This is a genomic window from Polaromonas sp., from assembly GCF_036676035.1.
In the GTDB taxonomy this organism is placed as follows: domain Bacteria; phylum Pseudomonadota; class Gammaproteobacteria; order Burkholderiales; family Burkholderiaceae_C; genus Polaromonas.
In genome coordinates, this window is the sequence record NZ_JAKFDR010000113.1 from 1 (window position 1) to 20,143 (window position 20,143).

General features: G+C 61.0%; 21 protein-coding genes and 2 tRNA genes. 10 read left to right on the top strand and 13 right to left on the bottom strand.

What is annotated here, in order from left to right:
* Positions 1 to 147: 147 nt before the first annotated feature.
* The 8 genes from V6M61_RS16620 to V6M61_RS16655 form a co-directional block, all read right to left on the bottom strand.
* Complete coding sequence (locus tag V6M61_RS16620) at positions 148 to 861, bottom strand: ABC transporter ATP-binding protein (protein WP_332777700.1); 714 nt, start codon at positions 859 to 861, stop codon at positions 148 to 150.
* A gap of 1 nt (position 862) precedes the next feature.
* The gene (locus V6M61_RS16625) at positions 863 to 1,624 is read right to left on the bottom strand and encodes an ABC transporter ATP-binding protein (RefSeq protein ID WP_332777701.1); all 762 of its coding nucleotides are present in this window, start codon (positions 1,622 to 1,624) and stop codon (positions 863 to 865) included.
* Positions 1,625 to 1,702: 78 nt separating this feature from the next.
* Complete coding sequence (locus tag V6M61_RS16630) at positions 1,703 to 2,719, bottom strand: branched-chain amino acid ABC transporter permease (RefSeq protein WP_332777702.1); 1,017 nt, start codon at positions 2,717 to 2,719, stop codon at positions 1,703 to 1,705.
* On the bottom strand, positions 2,716 to 3,579 hold the full coding sequence (locus tag V6M61_RS16635; protein WP_332777703.1) for a branched-chain amino acid ABC transporter permease: 864 nt from the start codon (positions 3,577 to 3,579) through the stop codon (positions 2,716 to 2,718). The genes V6M61_RS16630 and V6M61_RS16635 overlap by 4 nt, the downstream gene beginning before the upstream one ends.
* 171 nt (positions 3,580 to 3,750) lie before the next feature.
* Entirely contained in the window at positions 3,751 to 4,377 is a 627-nt protein-coding gene (locus tag V6M61_RS16640) for a LysE family translocator (RefSeq protein WP_332777704.1), read from the bottom strand.
* 167 nt (positions 4,378 to 4,544) lie between these two features.
* Positions 4,545 to 5,732 (bottom strand): ABC transporter substrate-binding protein, encoded by a 1,188-nt coding sequence (locus V6M61_RS16645; protein ID WP_332777705.1) that lies wholly within the window; start codon positions 5,730 to 5,732, stop codon positions 4,545 to 4,547.
* A gap of 186 nt (positions 5,733 to 5,918) precedes the next feature.
* Positions 5,919 to 7,508, bottom strand: coding sequence for a benzoate-CoA ligase family protein (locus V6M61_RS16650; protein WP_332777706.1), 1,590 nt, complete (start codon positions 7,506 to 7,508; stop codon positions 5,919 to 5,921).
* 82 nt (positions 7,509 to 7,590) lie between these two features.
* On the bottom strand, positions 7,591 to 8,082 hold the full coding sequence (locus V6M61_RS16655; protein WP_332777707.1) for a flavodoxin domain-containing protein: 492 nt from the start codon (positions 8,080 to 8,082) through the stop codon (positions 7,591 to 7,593).
* Between the two features lie 108 nt (positions 8,083 to 8,190).
* Here V6M61_RS16655 and V6M61_RS16660 point away from each other — a divergent pair, with 108 nt between their 5' ends.
* The 3 genes from V6M61_RS16660 (at position 8,191) to boxB (ending at position 12,487) form a co-directional block, all read left to right on the top strand.
* Positions 8,191 to 9,141 (top strand): helix-turn-helix transcriptional regulator, encoded by a 951-nt coding sequence (locus tag V6M61_RS16660; protein WP_332777708.1) that lies wholly within the window; start codon positions 8,191 to 8,193, stop codon positions 9,139 to 9,141.
* A 67-nt stretch (positions 9,142 to 9,208) separates the two neighbouring features.
* Positions 9,209 to 10,903 (top strand): 2,3-epoxybenzoyl-CoA dihydrolase, encoded by a 1,695-nt coding sequence (gene boxC, locus V6M61_RS16665; RefSeq protein ID WP_442957802.1) that lies wholly within the window; start codon positions 9,209 to 9,211, stop codon positions 10,901 to 10,903.
* A gap of 159 nt (positions 10,904 to 11,062) precedes the next feature.
* On the top strand, positions 11,063 to 12,487 hold the full coding sequence (gene boxB, locus V6M61_RS16670; RefSeq protein ID WP_332777710.1) for a benzoyl-CoA 2,3-epoxidase subunit BoxB: 1,425 nt from the start codon (positions 11,063 to 11,065) through the stop codon (positions 12,485 to 12,487).
* Here the strand turns inward: boxB and V6M61_RS16675 are convergent, their stop codons facing one another.
* Entirely contained in the window at positions 12,488 to 12,886 is a 399-nt protein-coding gene (locus V6M61_RS16675; protein WP_332777711.1) for a DUF488 domain-containing protein, read from the bottom strand.
* A gap of 256 nt (positions 12,887 to 13,142) precedes the next feature.
* Between V6M61_RS16675 and V6M61_RS16680 the strand changes: the two genes are divergently transcribed.
* Together V6M61_RS16680 and V6M61_RS16685 are read left to right on the top strand one after the other, a co-directional pair.
* A tRNA-Pro gene (locus tag V6M61_RS16680) sits at positions 13,143 to 13,219 on the top strand.
* Positions 13,220 to 13,263: 44 nt separating this feature from the next.
* Positions 13,264 to 13,340: transfer RNA gene (locus tag V6M61_RS16685), tRNA-Arg, on the top strand.
* A gap of 95 nt (positions 13,341 to 13,435) precedes the next feature.
* Here the strand turns inward: V6M61_RS16685 and V6M61_RS16690 are convergent.
* The gene (locus tag V6M61_RS16690; protein WP_332777712.1) at positions 13,436 to 13,894 is read right to left on the bottom strand and encodes a helix-turn-helix domain-containing protein; all 459 of its coding nucleotides are present in this window, start codon (positions 13,892 to 13,894) and stop codon (positions 13,436 to 13,438) included.
* A 43-nt stretch (positions 13,895 to 13,937) separates the two neighbouring features.
* Here V6M61_RS16690 and V6M61_RS21050 point away from each other — a divergent pair, with 43 nt between their 5' ends.
* The 3 genes from V6M61_RS21050 to V6M61_RS16700 all read left to right on the top strand — a co-directional run bounded on the left by V6M61_RS21050 (position 13,938) and on the right by V6M61_RS16700 (position 15,676).
* Positions 13,938 to 14,159, top strand: coding sequence for a helix-turn-helix domain-containing protein (locus tag V6M61_RS21050; RefSeq protein WP_442957796.1), 222 nt, complete (start codon positions 13,938 to 13,940; stop codon positions 14,157 to 14,159).
* Positions 14,160 to 14,274: 115 nt separating this feature from the next.
* Entirely contained in the window at positions 14,275 to 14,469 is a 195-nt protein-coding gene (locus tag V6M61_RS16695) for a hypothetical protein (RefSeq protein ID WP_332777713.1), read from the top strand.
* 16 nt (positions 14,470 to 14,485) lie between these two features.
* The gene (locus V6M61_RS16700) at positions 14,486 to 15,676 is read left to right on the top strand and encodes a sensor histidine kinase (protein ID WP_332777714.1); all 1,191 of its coding nucleotides are present in this window, start codon (positions 14,486 to 14,488) and stop codon (positions 15,674 to 15,676) included.
* Positions 15,677 to 15,810: 134 nt separating this feature from the next.
* On the opposite strand, the gene V6M61_RS21055 is transcribed toward V6M61_RS16700, so the two are convergent.
* Positions 15,811 to 15,954: a hypothetical protein gene (locus V6M61_RS21055; RefSeq protein ID WP_442957797.1), complete on the bottom strand. Its 144-nt coding sequence runs from the start codon at positions 15,952 to 15,954 to the stop codon at positions 15,811 to 15,813.
* A gap of 121 nt (positions 15,955 to 16,075) precedes the next feature.
* On the opposite strand from V6M61_RS21055, the gene V6M61_RS16710 reads away from it, so the two are divergent.
* Positions 16,076 to 17,122 carry a TRAP transporter substrate-binding protein gene (locus V6M61_RS16710; RefSeq protein WP_332777715.1) on the top strand — a complete coding sequence of 349 codons (1,047 nt, stop codon included), beginning with the start codon at positions 16,076 to 16,078 and terminating at the stop codon, positions 17,120 to 17,122.
* Between the two features lie 184 nt (positions 17,123 to 17,306).
* Here V6M61_RS16710 and V6M61_RS16715 read toward each other — a convergent pair whose 3' ends face one another.
* Positions 17,307 to 18,011 (bottom strand): glutathione binding-like protein, encoded by a 705-nt coding sequence (locus tag V6M61_RS16715; protein ID WP_332777716.1) that lies wholly within the window; start codon positions 18,009 to 18,011, stop codon positions 17,307 to 17,309.
* 67 nt (positions 18,012 to 18,078) lie between these two features.
* Between V6M61_RS16715 and V6M61_RS16720 the strand changes: the two genes are divergently transcribed.
* Positions 18,079 to 18,765: a hypothetical protein gene (locus V6M61_RS16720; protein ID WP_332777717.1), complete on the top strand. Its 687-nt coding sequence runs from the start codon at positions 18,079 to 18,081 to the stop codon at positions 18,763 to 18,765.
* 84 nt (positions 18,766 to 18,849) lie between these two features.
* On the opposite strand, the gene V6M61_RS16725 is transcribed toward V6M61_RS16720, so the two are convergent.
* Positions 18,850 to 20,109, bottom strand: coding sequence for an acyl-CoA dehydrogenase family protein (locus V6M61_RS16725; protein WP_332777718.1), 1,260 nt, complete (start codon positions 20,107 to 20,109; stop codon positions 18,850 to 18,852).
* Positions 20,110 to 20,143 lie beyond the last annotated feature (34 nt).

Genomic DNA, 20,143 nt, shown 5'->3' on the forward strand with positions numbered 1-20,143 from the left:
ATTCGTGCCCAGGGCAAGGCGCAAGCCGCAGCGAAGGCTGGCCGCCTTCGCAAGGGTTGCAACGCCGCCATGGGTGCGAAGACGCGCTTTCATGTTTCGATATTTTCGGGTTGCAGTACTAGGGTTCAGTGCTTGTTCAGAGCGCCGTCAAACGCCCAGGTACTGTTCAAGCAGTTCGGGCTGGGCATGCAGCGCCTGCGAGGTGCCTGCGAAGACGACCCGGCCTTTGACGAGAATGACGTTGCGGTTGGTGATGCGGGTGACATGCTTCCAGTTTTTGTCCACGATCACGCTGCTGATGCCGCTTTCACGGATCAACTCGCAGATACGCCAGATCTCGCGCGCAATCAGTGGCGCCAGGCCTTCGGTGGCTTCGTCAAGAATCAGCACGTCGGGATTGGTCATCAGTGCGCGGCCAATGGTCAGCATCTGCTGCTCGCCGCCGCTGAGCTGCTGGCCGCCGTGGCCCAGGCGCTCCTTGAGGCGGGGAAAGGTTTCCAGCACGCGATCGTAGGTCCAGTCACGCTGGCCCCGGGTGCCGGCACGGGCCGCCATCTTGAGGTTTTCGACGACGCTGAGGTTGCCAAAAATGCCGCGGCCTTCGGGGACGTAGGCAATGCCCAGCTTGGCAATTTCGTAAGGCGCACGGCCCATCATGGGTTTGCCCATGATGTCGACCGAGCCGGCGCGCGGCTTGACCAGTCCCATGATGCTTTTGAGCAGGGTGCTTTTGCCCATGCCGTTACGGCCCATCAGGCCTATGGTTTCGCCGCGGGCCACTGAAAAATCAATGCCGCGCAGGATGTGGCTGGCGCCGTAGTAGGTATTGAGGTCTTGCACCTTGATGAGTGTTTCCGCCATGTCAGTGCCCCTCATCCGATTCTTCGCCCAGGTAGGCGGCCTGCACCGTGGCGTCGGCGCGCACGGCGGCCGGCGTGCCACTGGCAATCACCTGGCCGTTGACCATCACGGTGAGCTGGTCAGCCAGCGTGAACACCGCGTCCATGTCGTGTTCGACAAGCAGCATGGCATGTTCTTTTTTGAGTTGGAGCAGCAACTCGACCATGCGTTCCGCCTCGGCAACACCCATGCCGGCCAGCGGCTCATCGAGCAGCAGCACCTGCGGCTCGGTGGCCAGTGTCATGGCAATTTCCAGCTGGCGCTGCTCGCCGTGGCTGATCGTGCCGGCCAGCCTGTTCTTGCGGCTCTCAAGGCCCGCCAGCTTGATGGCCCTTTCTGCGCGGGCGTTGATTGCTTCAAAACTGATAGCGCGCTTGAGCCAGCTGGCCGCGTGCGGTTCACGCGACTGCGAGGCGAGCCGCACGTTGTCCCAGACGCTGAAGGGCAGGAAGATGTTGGTCTTCTGGTAGCTGCGCCCCAGGCCCTGGCGTGAAATCTTTTCCGGGCTCCAGCCCGTGACGTCCTGGCCGCCGAGCGAGACGGAGCCTGATGTCGGCGGCAGGTCGCCCGAGAGCAGGTTGGTCAGCGTCGATTTGCCGGCGCCGTTGGGGCCGATCACGGCGTGGATGCGGTCGCGCCAGAGATCAACCGACACCTCGTTGACGGCGGCGAGGCCGCCGAAGCGCTTGGTCAGGCTTCTTGCACTAAGGAGCACTTCATTCATTGCCGTGCCTCCGACGAGCCGCCTCTAGGCAGGCACGCGCCCCCTTGGGGGGCAGAGAGCGAATGCGAACGTGGGGGCTCATGCCTCCTCCTTGCCTTTGCCAAGTTTGCCAAAGCGTTCAGCCATTCCCAGCAGTCCGCGCGGCGCAAACACCACCAGCAGCACAATGAACAGGCCCATCCACAGCTGCCAGTGCTTGCCCAGATTGACGCTGCCGATCTGCGGCAAGTCCTTGAAGACATGCAGCAGATACTCAAAGGCAAAAGCGCCGACTATTGAACCCGCGAAGTTGCCCATGCCGCCCAGAATCACCATCATGATGGCGTGCGCGCTCATGTGAAAGCCCATCAGTTCGGGGTTGATATAGCCGGTTTGCGTGCCCCACAGGTAGCCCGCCAGGCCGGCCAGTGCGCCGGCCAGGGTGAAAGCACCCAGCTTGTAGCCAAAGGTGCCGAAACCCATGGCGCGCATGCGGTGTTCGTTGACACGGATGCCGGCCAGCGCGCGGCCGAACGGGCTCCAGAGCAGGCGGCGCAAAAAGGTGTAGACCAGCAGCATCGCCCCCAGCGTGAAGTAATACAGCGTGAGCTTGTTGTCCAGGTCAAACGGTACCCAGCCCAACAGCGAGGTGGCAGGCTTGAAGTTGATGTACAGCCCGTCCGAGCCGCCCAGCACCTTGTTGTCAAAGAACAGGTAAAACACCATCTGCGCAAACGCCATGGTGACCATGATGAAGTAGATGCCGTGGGTGCGAACCACAAAAAAGCCGATGATCAGCGCCGCCAGGCCCGAGGCGAGCACGGCTGCAGGCAGGCTCCACCAGAGGCTTATCGGCTCGCCTTGCGGCGTGAGGAAGGCCAGGGCGTAACCGGCCAGGCCGAAGTAGGCCGCATGGCCCAGCGAGACCAGGCCGGTGACGCCTTGCAACAGGTCCAGGCTCATCGCAAAAATGGCCATGATCATCATGCGTGTGACCATCTGGGTGTAAAAATCGCTGCCCACAAAGGGGAAGGCTGCCAGGGCAACCAGGCCCAGCGCCAGCGCCACCTGCACGCCGCGCGGCAGGATTTCAAGGTTTGCTTTTGCCGAGCTCATTGTTTGAAGAGCCCTTCGGGTTTCCACAGCAGGACTGCGGCCATCAGCATATAAACCAGCATGCCTGCGACAGAGGGCAGCAGCACCTTGCCAAAAGTGTCGACCAGGCCCACCAGCAGGGCCGAGATCAGCGCGCCGCGCACCGAGCCGATGCCGCCGATGACCACCACCACAAAGCACATGATGAGCACCTGCGAGCCCATGTTGGGGTAGACGCTGGAGATGGGCGCGGCAATCATGCCGGCCACGGCGGCCAGCCCCACGCCCAGGGCGAACACCACGGCGTGAATCAGCTTGATGTTGATGCCCAGGGACTCGGCCATGTCGCGGTTGAAAGCCCCGGCGCGGATTTTCATGCCCAGGCGCGTTTTGGAGATCAGCAAATACAGGCCCAGCGCCAGGGCGATGCACACGCCCGACATGAACAGCCGGTACACCGGGTAGGACAGGTTTTCGGTCAGCGGAAGCGAGGCGCCGAGCGCTTCGGGAATCGGCACGCCGTGCACGTCGTCACCCCAGAAAATGGAGCGCATTTCTTCAAAAATGTAGATCAGGCCAAAGGTCAGCAGCACCTGGTCGAGGTGGTCACGGTGGTAGAAGTGGCGAAACAGCAGCCACTCCAGTGCCAGGCCAAAGAGCACCGACAGCACGGCGCCGACGAGGATGGCCAGAGTGAGGCTGCCCAGTTGCGCGCTCAGTGACCAGGCCAGGTAGGCGCCCAGCATGTAAAAACTGCCATGCGCCAGGTTGACCACGCCCATGATGCCGAAGATCAGCGTCAGGCCGGCGGCCAGCATGAACAGCAGCAGGCCGTACTGCACGCTGTTGAGCAGTTGTATGAGAAAGTTGGCGAGATCCATAGATGCTTTAAGGTGTGGGTGCCCGTGTGTGAGGGAAGCAGGGAGTTACACCAGGCGAGCGACCTTGTGGGCAATATTCAGCAGGGGCCGCGGAACCGGCTTTGCCGGGCCGCAGGCGCAGCGGCCCCCCGGGGGGCAGAGAGCTACACGCAGTGAGCGAACGTGGGGGGCTCATGCTTGCCGGCGTGTGAGCAGCAGCAGCCCGCCCATTAGCGTGAAAAGACCGCCGGAAATCCGGTTGATCCAGCGCACGGGCCGGCTGGAACGCAACAGCGGCGCGACACGCGACACGCCCAGGGCACAAAGCGTCAACACCGTGCATTCAAACGCCACAAAGGTGAGGGCAAGGATGGCGAACTGCGGTGCAAAGGGCTCGGACGGATTCAGGAACTGCGGAAAAAACGCCGCAAAAAAAAGAAGCGCTTTGGGGTTGCTGGCACCGATCAGAAAACCACGCAAAAAGAATGAACGGCGAGATGCGGGCGTGCTGCCTGCTTCAGGGTCCAGCACCGCCGCCTCACTGCGAAACGTCTTGATGCCAAGCCAGATCAGGTAGGCGGCCCCCACAACCTTGGCCACCGTGAATGCGGTCTCAGAGGCTGCCAGCAGCGCGCCCAGCCCCAATGCGGACAGCAGCATCACGCCCAGTACCGCGCTAACGCTTCCCAGCGCCGACGTGACGGCTTTGCGTGCACCGTGGTTCACCGCCGTGGTGATGCACATCAGCATGGTGGGCCCTGGCGAAAGGACCAGTAGTGCAACGGCGGTCAGGTAGAGAAGGTAGGTGGTGAGTGTCATGAGCACAAGTATGAAGCACAAAAATGGGAGGTCCAAAAACCTCCCATCCGGAAGCGGTCAGGGCCGCCGCTAAGCCAGCCGGCAATTTTCCGACGGGCCGCCCCTAGGAAAATTAGCCCCCTCGGGGGGCAGCGCAGTACGCGAAGCGACAAGCGTGGGGGCCACGTTCAGCCCATCTTGCAGCCAGCACCCGAATCGGCCAGCGCCTTGGCGGCAATCCCGATCACCTTGTTTTCCTTGTTTTCGACCACGCGCAGGTACATGTCCTGCACCGGATTGTGCGATTTGCTCATGGTCCATTTGCCGCGCGGGCTGTCGATGGTCGCGCCTTCCATGGCTTTGTAGAGCGCCGGCTTGTTGTTCAGGTCGCCCTTGACGGCGTTGGCGCCCTGGATCAGCAACAGGGCGGTGTCGTAGCCCTGTACGGCGTACACATCGGGTTGCAGCTTGAAGGTTTTGGCGTAGTTGAGGCGGAACTGGCCATTGCGAACCGTGGGCAGCGAGTCACTGTAGTGCATGGTCGTGACGATGCCATTGGCTGCAGGGCCGGCAGCTTCCAGCACGCCTTCGGTCAGGAAGCCGGAGCCATACAGCGGTATTTTGTCTTTCAGGCCTGCGGCTGCATAGTCCTTGATGAACTTGGCGGCGGCACCGCCGGCAAAGAAGCAGGCCACGGCATCGGGCTTGAGCGCCGCGATTTCGGTCAGCAGCGCCTGGAATTCGACTTGCGGGAAGGGCAGGCCGAGCTCCTTGATGACGGTGCCGCCCGCTGCCGTGTAGCTTTCCTTGAAGCCTTCAAAGGCTTCGTCGCCGGCGGCATATTTCCAGGTGATCCAGACAGCCTTCTTGTGACCGCGGTCCACCATGGCCTTGCCCAGCGCGCGGGTAGGCTGCGAGTTGGAAAACGACGTGCGGAACACATTGGGAGCGCACAGGGCGCGGGTTGCGGCGTGCACGCCGGCATTGGGGATCAGGCTCAGCACGCCGCTGTCGCGCGCCACTTTCTGGATGCCCATTTGCACGCCGGAGTGCACGGTGCCTACCAGCACATCGACCTTGTCGCGCTGCACCAGCTTGCTGGCGTTTTCGATGCCTTTGGAAGGCTCGGATTCGTCGTCGACCTTGAAGTATTCAATCTCGCGGCCGCCCAGTTTGCCGCCCTGTTCGTTGATTGCCATGCGAAAGCCGTTTTCAATGGCCACGCCAAGCTGGGCAAATGTGCCGGTATAGGGCAGCATGAAACCCACGCGCACCTTGCCGGACTGGGCCCGCACGATTTCGGGCAGCAGCAGGCCGGTGGATGCAGCGCCGATAACGGCAGCGCTGCGGGTCAATACGAGTCGGCGTGAGGTCATGGAAAACTCCTTGTTAAGGCTGAAGATGCATCAGAAGAATAGTAAGGGAGGGCTGTGCGAAATGCCCTAGTGTAAAACCCGAGATTGAAGATTAAATTGTTTAAGTCTAAAGCAAATCCCGTGCCTGATCCGGTCAGTCGCAGATGGCCGGCAGGCAGACCCGGAGCGGGTCATTTATGGCACCGCTTATTGCGTCTGGCGCAGCTTGAAGCGCTGGATCTTGCCGGTGGCCGTTTTGGGCAGCTCGGAGACGAACTCAAACCAGCGTGGGTACTTATAGGGCGCCAGCTGCTGCTTGACGTGGGCCTTGAGGTCGTCGGCGTTGGTGCTTTGCGCGGGCTTGAGCACCACATAGGCCTTGGGTTTGACCAGCCCGTCCGCATCGGCCAGGCCAACCACGGCGGCTTCCAGCACCGCAGGGTGCGTCATGAGGCAGGCTTCGACTTCAAACGGCGAGACGTAAATGCCGCCGACCTTGAGCATGTCGTCGCTGCGCCCGCCGTAGGTGTAGTAGTCGTCCCCATTGTCGTCACGATGGCGGGTGTATTTGTCACCGCTCTTGGTCCATTCGCCGGCAAATGTGGCTTTGGTCTTGGCGCGGTTGTTCCAGTACATCAGGGCAGAGGTGGGGCCGCTGATCTGCAGCTCGCCGATTTCACCCGATGCGCACTCGCGGCCGTCATCGGCCACGATCCTGAGACGGTAGCCGGGCACCGCCTGGCCGGTGGTGCCGTAACGCACCTGGCCGGGCCGATTGCTCAGAAAGATGTGCAGCATTTCCGTCGAGCCAATGCCGTCGAGTATTTCGCAGCCATACGCCAGCGTCCACTTCTTGCCGATCTCGGCCGGCAGCGCTTCGCCGGCGCTGGTGCACACGCGCAGCTTGAGTTCGGCGCGGGCAGGACGGGCCGGGTCTGCCAGCAGCGCAGCGTACAGCGTGGGCACGCCGTAAAAAATGGTGGGCTGGTATTTTTTGAGGATGCCGAACACGTCGGCCGGCGTGGGCCGGGCGGGCAACAGTACCGTGGTGGCCCCGACGCTCATGGGGAAGGTCAGTGCATTGCCCAGGCCGTAGGCAAAAAACAGCTTGGCGGCTGAATACACCACGTCGGACTCTTCAATGCCCAGCACCGCGCGGCCATAAAGCTCCGCGGTCTGGATCAGGTGGCTGTGCAAGTGCACCGTGCCCTTGGGTGTGCCGGTGGAGCCGCTGGAGTAGAGCCAGAAGCAGGCATCGTCGGCGCAGGTGTTTGCTATGTTTTTGATAGCTGTTCCCGTACTAACCATTTGGGTCAGCGTTGTATGGGGTGCACAGGTTTCAACCCCTGCGACGATCACGGTTTCAAGCGTTGCGATGGCGCTGATCAGTGGCTCAAAAGTCGGCAGCAGGGCATGCGAAACGACCAGGCCCTGGGCCCGCGAGTCGCGCAGCATGAATTCAAAATCGCTGCCCGTCAGCAGCGTGTTGGCTGCCACCGGCACCACGCCGGCCAGGATGCAGCCCAGAAAAGCGACCGGCCACTCGGGCGTATCCAGCATGGCCAGCATGACGCGGCTCTCGGGGGCGAAACCCTGGGCGCGCAAGGCGTTGGCAAAGCGCTGCGACTGCCCGGCCAGTTCACCGTAGGTCAGGGTGGCGCCGCTCACGGCGTCGATGAAGGCCACTTTGGACGCGCGCCCGGCGTTGCGCTGCAGCAGGTCGTAGGCGGCGTTGTAATCGCGCGGAATGTCCACAAGGGGTGTGCTTGCCGAATGGTCTGCACGGCTCAGGTTCATGTTGTCTCCGATTTGCTATTATTTTTATAGCTGCCAGCGCATATTAATCAACGGCTGGAGCGGTATTTCACTAAAAACAAACTCAGGCAGCGGCTTCACTGGCGGCTGCGGTAGCGAGTGCTTCGGCCAGCCACTCGCGGCACCAGGCGGTGCCTTCGGTTTCGGCCAGCGTGCCGCTGCTGGCGTCATGGCACCAGACCTCGCCAAGGCGCTGCGCGCCCAGGCCCTGCAGTCGCTCGTCGAATTTCTTGCCACCAAAGCAGAAGGTCTGCATGTAGGTACGGTCGCCCAGCGCGATCACGCCGTAGCGCACATGCCCCAGAAATTGCGGCTGCGAGTCCAGCGAGTCGTACAGCGCGCGGGCGTTGTCGGGTACATCGCCCGAGCCGTAGGTGGATGAGCAGATGAGATAAATTGCATCTTCTGCGGCGGATGCATTGAAAACACCAATGTCCAGGCCATCCATCAGCTGCACTTCGATGTCGCTGACCAGATCGACGCAGTCCATCTGTATAGCCTGCGCTACGTAGTCGGCGGTGCTGGTCATGGTGCCTACGAGGATTTTGAGCTTCATGCCTGTGGTCTCCAAAAAGATGCAATAAACTGCTTGACATCGAGTGTTGCTGAAGTATACTGCAATTCAAGGGCGGCGCAAGCGCTTTTCACAAAACAAGGGGCCAACTTGGAAATCATGTCGGAACAGGAAGCAAAAGCCACACTCAGCGAGCTGGGTGCGCGGGTTCGCGCCTGGCGCGCCCGCCGCGGCATGACGCGCAAGCAACTGGCCGCCGATTCGGGTTTGAGCGAGCGGTTTTTGGCCGACGTGGAAAGTGGCAAGGGCAATGTGTCCATCAACTCACTTGAGGCCGCGGCCCGCGCCCTGAATATCTCCATTCTTGAACTGCTGCAGGATGCGCCACGCCCGGCGATGGCTCGCGTGCAGAGCCTGCTGGGCCGGCTCGATGACGCGCAGCTGGACCAGGCCTACAGTCTGCTGGGCAGCCGCTTTGGCCTCAGTGATTCGGTGGGCCGGGAGCAGCGCATTGCCCTGATTGGCTTGCGCGGCGCCGGCAAATCCACTCTGGGCCTGCAACTGGCCGCGCAGCGCGGCGTGCCCTTTGTCGAGCTGGACCGCGAGATTGAGCGTGAGGCCGGCACCAGCATGAACGAAATTTTGCTGCTGCACGGGCAGGCCGGTTACCGCCGCTATGAGCGCCGCGCGCTGTTTCGCATCGCCGAAGATCATGCCGACGGCGTGGTCATGACCACCGGCGGCAGCATTGTCAGCGAGCGCGAAACCTTTGACCTGCTGCAAAGCCGCTTTTACTGTGTCTGGCTCAAGGCCAGCCCTGAAGAACATATGTCACGGGTCGTGGCGCAGGGCGACATGCGCCCCTTTGACACGACCCGCGGTGCGACGAACGAGGCGCTGGAAGACCTGCGCCGCATTCTGGCCAGCCGCGAAGCCCTGTATGCGCGCGCCGATGCCGTGGTCGACACCTCGGCACGAAGCCTCAAGCAAAGCCTTAAAGACATGGAACGAGCTGTTCCAGCCCTGACCTACCCCAAGGAGACAGGTCACGGAGCGCATGGCGAGGGGCCCCGGCTTGCCGGGGATCGACACGCGGAGTGACTTGGGGTGGTCGACACCCGGGCAGCACCGAAACCAACTGAAATATAGGAGACCACCCATGAACGCGATGACTGAGCCCCTGCTGTTTAAACAAGTGATTGAAGGGCAGGAGCGTGAACTGGTCAGCTTTGCCACGCACCCCACCAAATACCAGCACTGGACTTTGAGTGTGGAAGGCGAGGTGGCGCGCCTGAAGCTCGACATCAATGAAGACGGCGGCATCAAGCCCGGCTACAAGCTCAAGCTCAACAGCTACGACCTGGGCGTGGACATCGAGCTGCATGACGCGCTCAACCGCATCCGCTTCGAGCACCCGGCCGTCAAAGTGGTGGTGTTCGAGTCGGCCAAGGAAAAAATCTGGTGCTCGGGCGCCAACATCTACATGCTGGGCCTGTCGACCCACGGCTGGAAGGTGAACTTCTGCAAGTTCACCAACGAAACCCGCAACGGCCTGGAAGACTCCTCGCGCCACGATGGCCTCAAAGCCATTGCCGCGGTGACCGGCGCCTGCGCCGGCGGCGGCTACGAGCTGGCCCTGGCCTGCGACCGCATCATCATGGTGGATGACCGCAGCTCCACCGTGAGCCTGCCCGAGGTGCCGCTGCTCGGCGTGCTGCCCGGCACCGGCGGACTGACCCGCGTGACCGACAAGCGCAAGGTGCGCCGTGACCTGGCCGACATCTTCTGCACGACCAGCGAAGGCGTGCGCGCGGACCGTGCCAAGGACTGGAAACTGATCGACGCCCATGCCAAGCCACAGCAGTTCGGCGCCTTGCTTGCTACTGAAATAGAAGCGCTCCGTGCACAATCCACAAGGGCTGCAGCCTCAAAAGGCATTGAACTTTTGCCTTTGACGGTGAAAATTGATGACACCGGCTACCACTACAGCCATGTCGATGCGCAGGTGGACCGCACTGCCCGCATTGCCACCATCACCGTCAAGGCGCCCACCGCAAGCATCGAATCCACGCCAGAGGCCATTGAGGCTGCCGGCGCCCGCTGGTACCCCTTGCAGCTGCAGCGCGAGTTGGACGACGCGATTCTCAACCTGCGCACCAACGAGCTCGAAGTCGGCACCTGGGTGATCAAGACCCGCGGTGATGCCGGTCTGGTGATCAAGATGGATCAGGTGCTGGCCTCGCTCAAGGACCACTGGCTGGTCAAGGAAACCACCGGCGCGCTGCGTCGCACGCTGGCCCGCCTCGACGTGACCAGCCGTTCGCTGATCGCTTTGGCGGATGCGGGCTCGTGTTTTGCCGGCACCTTTTATGAACTGGCGCTGGCCTGCGATCGCATTTACATGCTGGACCTGCCTGATTCACCCGACAGCGCACCGGCACTGCAATTGAGTCCCGCCAATTTTGGCTGGTTCCCCGCCGTGAATGGCCTGACGCGCCTGCAAACCCGCTTCAACGAAGACGCCGGCACGATGGCCCAACTGCAAGGCCTTTCGGACAGCAAGCTGCGCGCCGACCAGGCTCTTGAACTGGGACTGGTCACGCTGACGCCCGACGACATCGACTGGGACGATGAGATCCGCATCATGCTGGAGGAGCGCGCTTCGCTCTCGCCCGATGCCATGACCGGCATGGAAGCCTCGCTGCGCTTTCCGGGCAAGGAAACCATGGAGACCCGTGTGTTCGGCCGGCTGTCGGCCTGGCAGAACTGGATATTTATCCGCCCGAATGCGGTGGGTGAAGACGGTGCTTTAAAACTTTTCGGAACCGGCAAGAAAGCCAAGTTCGACTGGAAGCGCATTTGATTTTCTTCCTCCCTCTCCCCGTGGGAGAGGGCAGGGGTGAGGGCGGCGCGGCATTGGCAGCCGCATCTGGAAACAGGCGCCGTTAGCCCTCACCCTAACCCTCTCCCACGGGGAGAGGGAACCCGGCACCGAGTTGTATAGATTTTCAAGGACATCACCATGAGCACCATCGACCTTCAAGCCCTGATCCCCAACAACGTCAACCTTGGCGACAACCGTCAGCTGCAGCGGGCCCTCGAACACTGGCAACCCGCCTTCCTGAACTGGTGGGACGAAATGGGCCCCAGCGACTTCAAGGCCAAAGAGGTTTATTTGCGCACCGCCGTCGGCGTTGACGCTTCCGGCTGGGCCAGCTACGGCTACACCCCCATGCCCGATTACCGCTGGGGCATCTTTCTGGCCGACAAGGAAGAGGGCCGCAAGATCGGCTTTGGCGACCACATGGGCCAGGACGTCTGGCAAGACGTGCCCGGCGAATACCGCAGCACCTTCCGTCGCCTGATCGTCACGCAGGGCGACACCGAGCCCGCGTCGGTGGAGCAGCAGCGCCTGCTGGGCCATACCGCGCCATCGCTGTACGACCTGCGCAACCTGTTCCAGGTCAACGTGGAAGAGGGCCGGCATCTCTGGGCCATGGTCTACCTGCTGCACGCGCACTTCGGCCGCGACGGCCGCGAGGAGGCCGAAGAGCTGTTGATGCGCCACAGCGGCGACGCCGACAAGCCGCGAATCCTGGGCACTTTCAACGAGCCCATGGACAACTGGCTCTCGTTCTTCATGTTCACCTACTTCACCGACCGCGACGGCAAGTTCCAGCTCAAGAGCTTTGCCGAAAGCGCGTTTGACCCGCTGGCGCGCACCACCCGCTTCATGCTGACCGAGGAAGCGCACCACATGTTCGTCGGCGAGACCGGCGTGGGCCGCGTGATCAAGCGCACGCTGGAAGTCATGAAGGAGCTCGATACCGACGACGTGCAGACGCTGCGCAACGCCGGCGTGATCGACCTGCCCACCATCCAGAAGTTCATGAATTTCTGGTTCACCAGTTCGCTGGACCTGTTCGGCTCCGAAGCCTCCAGCAACGCGGCCAACTACTTCAGCAACGGCATCAAGGGCCGGCCCGACGAAGCCAAGTTCGCCGACCATGTGGAGCTGGAGACCGAGATGAGTATCCAGGTGCCCAGCGGGCAGGGTGGTGTGAAGAACGAGACGATTTCCACCCGCAACGGCATGAACGAGATCACGCGCCTGGAGTACGTGAAGGACTGCAATGTCGGCGTGACGCGCTGGAACATGGCGATCAAACGGGCTGGTGTGGACTTTGAACTCTCGCTGCCGTCGACGCGTTTCCGCCGTGAAGTCGGTGTCTGGGCCGGCGCCCATACCGACCCGCACGGCAACCCTATCACGGCGGCCGAGTTTGAAGCCCAAAAAGACCAGTGGCTGCCCACGCCTCTTGATACGGCCTTTGTCAAAAGCCTGATGAACCGCGTGACCGAGCCCGGCAAGATGGCGGCCTGGATTGCGCCGCCGGATCGCGGCATCAATGCCAACCCGCTCGAATACGAGTACGTCAGGCTCTGATCAGGCTATCTTCGCGCCCCGTTCGCCAAGCAATTCGCGCAGCAGCGAACGGTGGCAACGCGCTTCGCTCTCGCAGTAGCAGCCCACTGCAAAATTCGTGCGGTGTGACAGCGCGGCCAGCAGGTCCAGGCTGCGGCTGGCATCCGGTTCTGCCATCTCTGCGCGGTACCTCTTCCTGAACGCGGCCCAGTCCTTGTCGCTCTCCTGGCTGGCCTGAGCCGCCTGTCCGAGCCGCATGGTCTCGGCGCTCGGGGCGAGGTTGGGGTACCAGACGTCATACCAGTTCTGTGCGGCGAATTCGCTCTTGGGCACGCCGCGCGGCGGGCGCCGCACGGTGCCAATGCGCAGGCCCTCATCGGTGTTTCGGGGCGTGCCCAGTCTCACAATCTTCACAGCCATCTTGGTCTTCCCGGTCGCTTGAGGGCAGGGATCGCCGCGGTGTGGCGATCCGTCCTGCATGCCTCAGACCGCCATTTTGAAACGATTTGGCACGAAACCCCCGCTGGCTTTGAGGGTTTTGTCGTTCATCAGTCCGCCATTGCCGCGCCACACCACGCGCTGGACGGGGGGCAGGCATTTTTTGGCGCCCAGCCATGCAAAAAAAGAACAGGCGTGTGCAGATTGGCCTCTGACCGAGCTACAATACAAGACTAGTCGGAGTGTGGCGCAGTCTGGTAGCGCACCTGGTTTGGGACCAGGGGGTCCAAGGTTCGAATCCTTGTACTCCGACCACCATCAATTCTTAAAAAAGCTCACTTTGTGGGCTTTTTTTATATCTGCCCGTAGCTCAGTTGGATAGAGCATCAGCCTTCTAAGCTGAGGGTCGGGGGTTCGATCCCCTCCGGGCAGGCCAGCGCTCATTGGGCAAGCTCCTCGCTCGCGCTACGGTATTTGCCTTGGGAACGGCCCGGCGGCTCATGCTCGCTGGTCACTGCGCCTTGAAAGGCATCATGCTGATTTTCTCTTCTTCGCAACTGCTTTCGCAAGCGCAGCGCTAACCGCCGTAATGGCGACCCGCCCCTCAATGGTCGCCGCTCGGAAGTTTTCCAACAGCACCAGTTCTTGGGGCGTTAGGTTTACTTGTTTCTCTGTTGAGTCAAAAAAATTCGCGGGCAACTCGCCTGCGGTCGAGGCCTCGGCCGTTGAAAAGCCGTCGCTTAGCCACGAGATCGACCGCCCGGTCTCCGAGCTGGCCTTCACCAGCATTTTTGGTGGAACGGTTTTTCGCGTGCGCCACACCCTGAACGTGGTTTCGTCCATCCCCAAGTGAGCCGCGAGCGTCGTCAAGTCCGGGGCTAGGTAGGCCTCTCTGAACCGCTCCAGCACGGCTTCCACGTTCATTTTCATTGCTAGGAATGCCCCCGATAAACTGTTCTTGACAAATTTCAAATTGAAATCAAAATACATTTCGAGTTGAATTGTTTCGTTTTGAAATCAGCGTATCACACAAATGCACCCAGAACAAATCAAGGCCCTGATCCGCATGAAGGGCACCACGCTTTCTGCTCTGGCTGACTCAATGTGTCGCTCACGAATGCTTGTGAGCAACGTTATTCACGGCCGTGCGGTTTCTCGCCCAGTCGCCGAAAGGATTGCAACGCTGCTTGGCTGTCAAGCGGACCAACTCTGGCCCGGTAAATACGCAGTTGCGCCGAAGCGGAGGCGCGTATAAAGCCGCGTTACAAGGCAACGCCAGAGGGCCACACGCCGCAGACCCATAAGCGCTTGCCGACCAGGCAGCACGTGGCATTGCCGTCGACACGCAGACGCTGGAGGCTCCTTGCTGGGTGCCGCAGCGCAAGGGCGTGCGCCTGGTTCCGCGTCCAGGACATGTTGCAGAACTTGATTTCCCCGTCATCCTGGCCAGCGAAATTGACGGTACGGTTTACCTTGTCGAAAAAACGTCCAGGCGCGGCATGGACGATGTGGTGATCGAACCGTTTGACATGGCACTTCTTTCTTCAATTGATACCCATTTTTGAACCACAGGAGTCAAGCATGTCCACATTCGATCACCCTGTTTCCTTCCTGCCGGGCTTTGGCGAAGGCCTGGAACTGCTGGCCGGGAGTACGACCGAGGTGTTGGCGGCGAACCACTTGCTCGACTCGATGATTGAGCACATCCCTACTGCGGTCTACATGAAGGATGCCGCCCAGTTGCGTTATGTACGCATCAACCGTGCGGCAGAAGCGCTTTTTGGAATGTCCCGTGAGCAAATGATAGGCAAGAGCGCGCACGAAGTCTTTGAAAAAGACGAGGCTGATGTCTTTGTTGCGCAGGACCGCCAGGTTTTGGCAAGAGGTATCGTTGAAGATATCCCGGAGCAGCGATATTCCTCGCGCAGCAAAGGGCTGCGCCTGCTGCACGTCCGCAAAGTTCCCGTGTTTGGCGAAGGCGGTGAACCCACCCACATTTTGGGAATTTCCGAGGATGTCACCCAGCAAAAGGAAATGGAGAAGGAAATTCTCAGCCTCAATTCGGTTCTGAAGGCACACGTTGAAGACCTGGAAGCCAGCAACAAAAGCCTGGAAAGCTTCACGTCTGCGGCGACGCATGACCTTCGCTCACCGTTGAGCGTCATCGGCGGTTATGCGGGCCTGCTGGAGCAGAATTACGCCAGCCGCCTGGACGAAAAAGGTCAGCGTTATGTATCCGTCATTCGCCGCAGCATCAACAGCATGGCCAAACTGATTGACGATCTGCTGGCCTTTTCCAAGCTTGGCCAGCGCGAGGTCAGCAAAGCCAGCGTGGACATGCATGGGCTGGCCCGGCGGGTTATCGAAGAAATGCTGCAGCTCCATCCGGAAGGCAAGAAACCCGACATCCAACTCGGTTCGCTGCCACCGGCGCAGGCAGACGCCGCGCTGCTGCACCAGGTCTGGGTCAACCTGCTGTCCAACGCCGTGAAATACAGCAGCCGTGCAGTCAGTCCTTTGATCGAAGTCAGCGGCCGCATGGAGGGCACGGAAGCCATTTATTCGGTGCGCGACAATGGCGCCGGCTTCAGCATGGACCACTACGACAAGCTCTTCGAGATGTTTCAGCGGCTGCACACCGATGAGGAGTTTGAAGGGACCGGGGTGGGCCTGCCAATCGTCCACCGGGTGGTGACCCGGCATGGCGGTCGCGTGTGGGCCGAAGGCAAGGTAGGCCAGGGCGCGGCGTTTCATTTTGCGCTGCCTGTTTAATTTCAGCTGAAGCCACCTCGATTTCCCTGTTCGAGCAAGGTTAGATATGCTATCAATTCAATAGCTGGTTAGCCAAATTCTGCGTGGGCTGGAGCCAAGTTTGACTCTTAACCGCTTGGCTTTCATCGTTTTTGCTACGGCGTCTTGCCAAACAGGATGTCGCATTCCTTGCCGTCGGTGGTCGGACGGCGTAAATCGGCCAGCACCTGTACGCCACGCTGCGCGGGGATCTGGTTGTTCCCGCCCTTCGCCAGCTGACCCTTGACCGGGTCCCGCATAGACCTCGCGGCAACAGTCCATAAAGCCTGTTCACAACGTCAAGTCTGTTCGATGGTGCATTTTTTCAGCTGACAGTTTTAACTTTTGTAAACATTGTTGTTGCCTTCAATGTTTACTTTAATGTTGGAACTGTTTGAGAAAAGAGATATACCCATGAGAATTTCAATCTCCCGGCTTGGCAGACTCAAGAGCATCAGGCTGACGCCGGCATGGATCGCCTCGCTTTTGCTGGCCTGCACCACGGCCTCTGCGCAGCCGCTTCGCGTTGCGGGAAACTTTCCGGCGAACCACTCGAGCAGCCTGGCGATGGCCCAGCTCAAGCTGGACGTCGAGAAGGCCTCCTCGGGAGAACTCCAGGTCGAGGTCTTCCCGGCCATGCAGTTGGGCAGTGCGCAAGACAATGTGGATCAAGTTCGCAACGGGAAACTGTTCATGACCTGGATTTCGACCGCCTACCTGTCGCGCACGGTCCCTGAACTGTCGGTGCTGAGCATTCCGTTTCTGTTTACGGACCGCCAGGTCGCCTTCAAGGCCGTCGATGGCAAGGTCGGAGCCATGCTCAAGGACAAGTTCGCTGCCAATGGATTGTTGCCCTTGGGCTTCATGGAACTGGGACCACGCCAGCTGACCAACAGCCAGCGGCCGATCCGCTCCATCACTGATTTGAAAGGATTGAAAGTTCGCCTGCAGCCGGACGAAATTCATATCGCGACGTTTCAGGCGCTGGGCGCCAACCCGGTGAAGATGGACATCAAGGAGGTGTACGGTGCGCTGCAAACCGGTGCGCTGGACGCGCAGGAAAATCCCTTTGCCGTGATCCGGGACCGGAACTTTTATCAGGTGCAGAAGTACCTGACCAACACCTCGCATTTTTTTGACTTCATCGTGCTGGTCGCGAACAAGCAAAGGTTCGAAGCGCTCAAGGCGGAGCAGCAGAAAGTCATTCAGAATGCGGTTCTCAAGGCGGTGATCGCGCAGCGGACCGCTGCCGCCGCCGAGGATATCGGGGCGATCGTCGATCTGGCGAACCGGGGCATGAAGTTTGAACCGGTGCGCCCATCGTTCCGCGCGGACATGCGCAAGGCGACGGAAAGCATCATCGACAGCGTCCGCCAAAAAGCCGGCGCGGAACTCGTTCAGGCTACCCTGGACGCCGCCGCGAAATAAGGGGCGCGGCTACTAGACCCCCACGCTTGCCACTGCGTGTGCTGCGCTGGACGTGTCGCTGCGAGACTCAGCGGCCCTTCCGTCCGTCCAAGCCTGCGCAGGCAGGCTTGGAGCCGCGGACGTCAGCCCCTCGGGGGCTAATTTTCCTAGGGGCGGCCCGTCGGAAAACTGTTAAGGCTCGCAGTTAGCGTTTTGCGTACTGTGTCTTGCCAAACAGGATGTCGCGCTCCTTGTCACCGGTGAGGGGTTTTCGCAAATCGGCCAGCACCCTGACGCCGCGCTGCACCGCGGGGCGGGCGCTGACCTGGTCAAACCATTGTTTCAGACGAGGGTAGTCGGCCCAGTCAATGCCCTGGTTTTCCCAGCTGCGCAGCCAGGGGAAGATGGCCACATCGGCAATGGTGTACTGGTTGCAGGCGATGAACTTGCTGCTGGCCAGTTGCTTGTCCATCACGCCGTAGAGCCGCTTGGCTTCGTTGCTGTAGCGCTTGATGGCGTAGTCAATTTTCTCGGGGGCGTACATGCGAAAGTGATGGGTTTGTCCGAGCATGGGGCCCACGCCGCCCATCTGGAACATCAGCCACTGCAGCACCTGGTACTTGAGCCGGTCGCTTTTGGGTAGCAGTTTGCCGGTTTTGGCGGCGAGGTACAGCAAAATGGCGCCCGACTCAAACAGGGCGATGGGTTTGCCGTCTGGCCCCTCGGGGTCAAGCAGTGCGGGAATCTTGTTGTTCGGGCTGATCGCCAGAAACTCGGGCCTGAACTGGTCGCCGGTTCCGATGTTGACGGGCAATGCCTCCCAGTCACGGCCCAGGCGCAAGCCGCACTCCTCCAGCATGATGTGAACTTTGTGGCCATTGGGCGTGGGCCATGAATAAACCTTGATCATCGGATTTCCTTTATCACTACCTTTGCCACTATGATGTTTGCTGCACTTTAAGAGAAAAGTTGAAACCATGTTTGAACGGCTCAAAAAAGTCTTTGGCCAGGGGGCGCCGCAGGCCAGCGGCCAGGCCCCGCCCACTGATGCCGTTTCTGAATGGGCGGGCACGCAAGGCTTTACCTTCACCGGGCATGGCGCCGACAAGGGTTTTTCGCTGACGGGCAAGGTGAGCAACAAGCCCTGGCGGCTGGAGCGCGGTCGCTCCAGCCGCGACTACATTCAGGGCGAAGAGTTGCGCGCCCGGGCCGAACTGGGCATCAATGAAGAGGCTGCCGTGCTCATCATGAACCGGTCACTCAAGGAGTCGCTGGAAAAGCAGGCCTACCAGATCTATACCGACCACCTGCGGACCTCGGCGGACCCGAGCCTGCCGGAAGAAATGCGCTGGCTGTCGATTTACACCGAAGTCGGCTGGGACAGTCTGCCCGGCGAGTTCTGGGCGCGTTATTCGGTGCTGGCTGACGATCGCCAGCATGCCCTGGCATGGATTGACCAGAACCTGGCGGAACTGCTGCTGTCCTGGCCCGAACCGGGGCCTGATGAGCAGGCGCCCTTCATCATGATGCTGCTGCGCGGCAAGGCTTACCTGCGCATGCAGTACACCCCGGCCAACGTGGCCACACTGGAGCATGCGGCGGTGATTTACACCAGCGCCTGTGAGCTGGCGCTGGCGGGCCTGTCTACCGATATCGCGCTCTGATCTCATAGTCAAATAGGCATCCAGCCCTTGCTGATGCTGTGCATGAAGCTATTAATTTGATAGCTAATTTCTGCTGGCAAGCACTCAGCCGCCGCGCGTAACCGGCATGTCCACTTCACCGGGCATCAGCAAATGCTTGGCCAGCTCGAGCTTGGCGAGCGAGGCGCGGTGCACTTCGTCGGGACCATCCGCCAGGCGCAAGGTACGCTGGTGGGCATAGGCGTAGGCCAGCGGGAAATCGTCGGACACGCCGCCGCCGCCGTGCGCCTGAATGGCCCAGTCAATGATCTGGCAGGCCATGTTGGGGGCTACCACCTTGATCATGGCAATCTCGGCTTTGGCGACCTTGTTGCCCACGGTGTCCATCATGTACGCGGCCTTGAGGGTCAGCAGGCGGGCCTGCTCGATCATGCAGCGGGCTTCGGCAATGCGCTCCTGCCAGACTGACTGCCTGGCAATCGGGCGGCCAAAGGCCACGCGGGTGTTCAGGCGCTTGCACATCAGCTCCAGGGCGCGCTCGGCAATGCCGATGCTGCGCATGCAGTGATGAATTCGTCCGGGGCCCAGGCGCCCTTGGGCAATCTCGAAACCGCGGCCTTCGCCCAGCAGCAGGTTGCTGGCGGGCACGCGCACGTTGTCAAGGCGCACCTCCATGTGGCCGTGCGGCGCGTCGTCGTAGCCAAACACCGAGAGCGGGCGGATCACCGTAACGCCGGGCGTGTTGGCGGGCACCAGAATCATGGACTGCTGTTCGTGGCGGCCGGCATCGGGGTTGGTCTTGCCCATCACGATGTAGATGGCGCAGCGCGGATCGCCCGCGCCGGACGACCACCATTTGAGGCCGTTGAGCACATAGTCGTCGCCATCGCGCTCGATGCGGCACTGGATGTTGGTGGCGTCGGAGGAGGCCACTTCGGGCTCGGTCATCAAAAAGGCCGAGCGGATCTCGCCCTTGAGCAGCGGATCCAGCCATTGGTCCTTGTTGGCTTCGGAGCCATAGCGGGCAATGGTTTCCATGTTGCCGGTGTCGGGTGCCGAGCAGTTGAACACCTCGGCGGCAAAGACCACGCGGCCCATGATTTCGCACAGCGGGGCGTACTCGAGGTTGGACAAACCTTCGGGCGCGCGCGGCGAGTGCGGCAAAAACAGGTTCCACAAGCCGGCCGCACGGGCCTTGGGTTTGAGCTCTTCAATCAGCTCGGTGGGCACCCAGGCGTTGCCCTTGGCGCGGTTTTCGGCAATCTCGCGAAAGAAGCGCGCCTCGTTCGGGTAAATGTGCTCGTCCATGAACCTGAGCAGGCGGGCCTGCAGTTCCTGTACCTTGGGGGTGTAGCTAAAGTCCATGGGATCTCCTGAAATGGGGTGGGGCGTCGGGGCG

Coding starts and splice junctions, on each gene's coding strand:
- V6M61_RS16620 (WP_332777700.1), bottom strand. CDS start 861: ATGGCGGAAACACTCATCAAGGTGCAAGACCTCAATACCTACTACGGC.
- V6M61_RS16625 (WP_332777701.1), bottom strand. CDS start 1,624: ATGAATGAAGTGCTCCTTAGTGCAAGAAGCCTGACCAAGCGCTTCGGC.
- V6M61_RS16630 (WP_332777702.1), bottom strand. CDS start 2,719: ATGAGCTCGGCAAAAGCAAACCTTGAAATCCTGCCGCGCGGCGTGCAG.
- V6M61_RS16635 (WP_332777703.1), bottom strand. CDS start 3,579: ATGGATCTCGCCAACTTTCTCATACAACTGCTCAACAGCGTGCAGTAC.
- V6M61_RS16640 (WP_332777704.1), bottom strand. CDS start 4,377: ATGACACTCACCACCTACCTTCTCTACCTGACCGCCGTTGCACTACTG.
- V6M61_RS16645 (WP_332777705.1), bottom strand. CDS start 5,732: ATGACCTCACGCCGACTCGTATTGACCCGCAGCGCTGCCGTTATCGGC.
- V6M61_RS16650 (WP_332777706.1), bottom strand. CDS start 7,508: ATGAACCTGAGCCGTGCAGACCATTCGGCAAGCACACCCCTTGTGGAC.
- V6M61_RS16655 (WP_332777707.1), bottom strand. CDS start 8,082: ATGAAGCTCAAAATCCTCGTAGGCACCATGACCAGCACCGCCGACTAC.
- boxC (WP_442957802.1), top strand. CDS start 9,209: ATGACTGAGCCCCTGCTGTTTAAACAAGTGATTGAAGGGCAGGAGCGT.
- boxB (WP_332777710.1), top strand. CDS start 11,063: ATGAGCACCATCGACCTTCAAGCCCTGATCCCCAACAACGTCAACCTT.
- V6M61_RS16675 (WP_332777711.1), bottom strand. CDS start 12,886: ATGGCTGTGAAGATTGTGAGACTGGGCACGCCCCGAAACACCGATGAG.
- V6M61_RS16690 (WP_332777712.1), bottom strand. CDS start 13,894: ATGTATTTTGATTTCAATTTGAAATTTGTCAAGAACAGTTTATCGGGG.
- V6M61_RS21050 (WP_442957796.1), top strand. CDS start 13,938: ATGCACCCAGAACAAATCAAGGCCCTGATCCGCATGAAGGGCACCACG.
- V6M61_RS16700 (WP_332777714.1), top strand. CDS start 14,486: ATGTCCACATTCGATCACCCTGTTTCCTTCCTGCCGGGCTTTGGCGAA.
- V6M61_RS21055 (WP_442957797.1), bottom strand. CDS start 15,954: ATGCGGGACCCGGTCAAGGGTCAGCTGGCGAAGGGCGGGAACAACCAG.
- V6M61_RS16710 (WP_332777715.1), top strand. CDS start 16,076: ATGTTGGAACTGTTTGAGAAAAGAGATATACCCATGAGAATTTCAATC.
- V6M61_RS16715 (WP_332777716.1), bottom strand. CDS start 18,011: ATGATCAAGGTTTATTCATGGCCCACGCCCAATGGCCACAAAGTTCAC.
- V6M61_RS16720 (WP_332777717.1), top strand. CDS start 18,079: ATGTTTGAACGGCTCAAAAAAGTCTTTGGCCAGGGGGCGCCGCAGGCC.
- V6M61_RS16725 (WP_332777718.1), bottom strand. CDS start 20,109: ATGGACTTTAGCTACACCCCCAAGGTACAGGAACTGCAGGCCCGCCTG.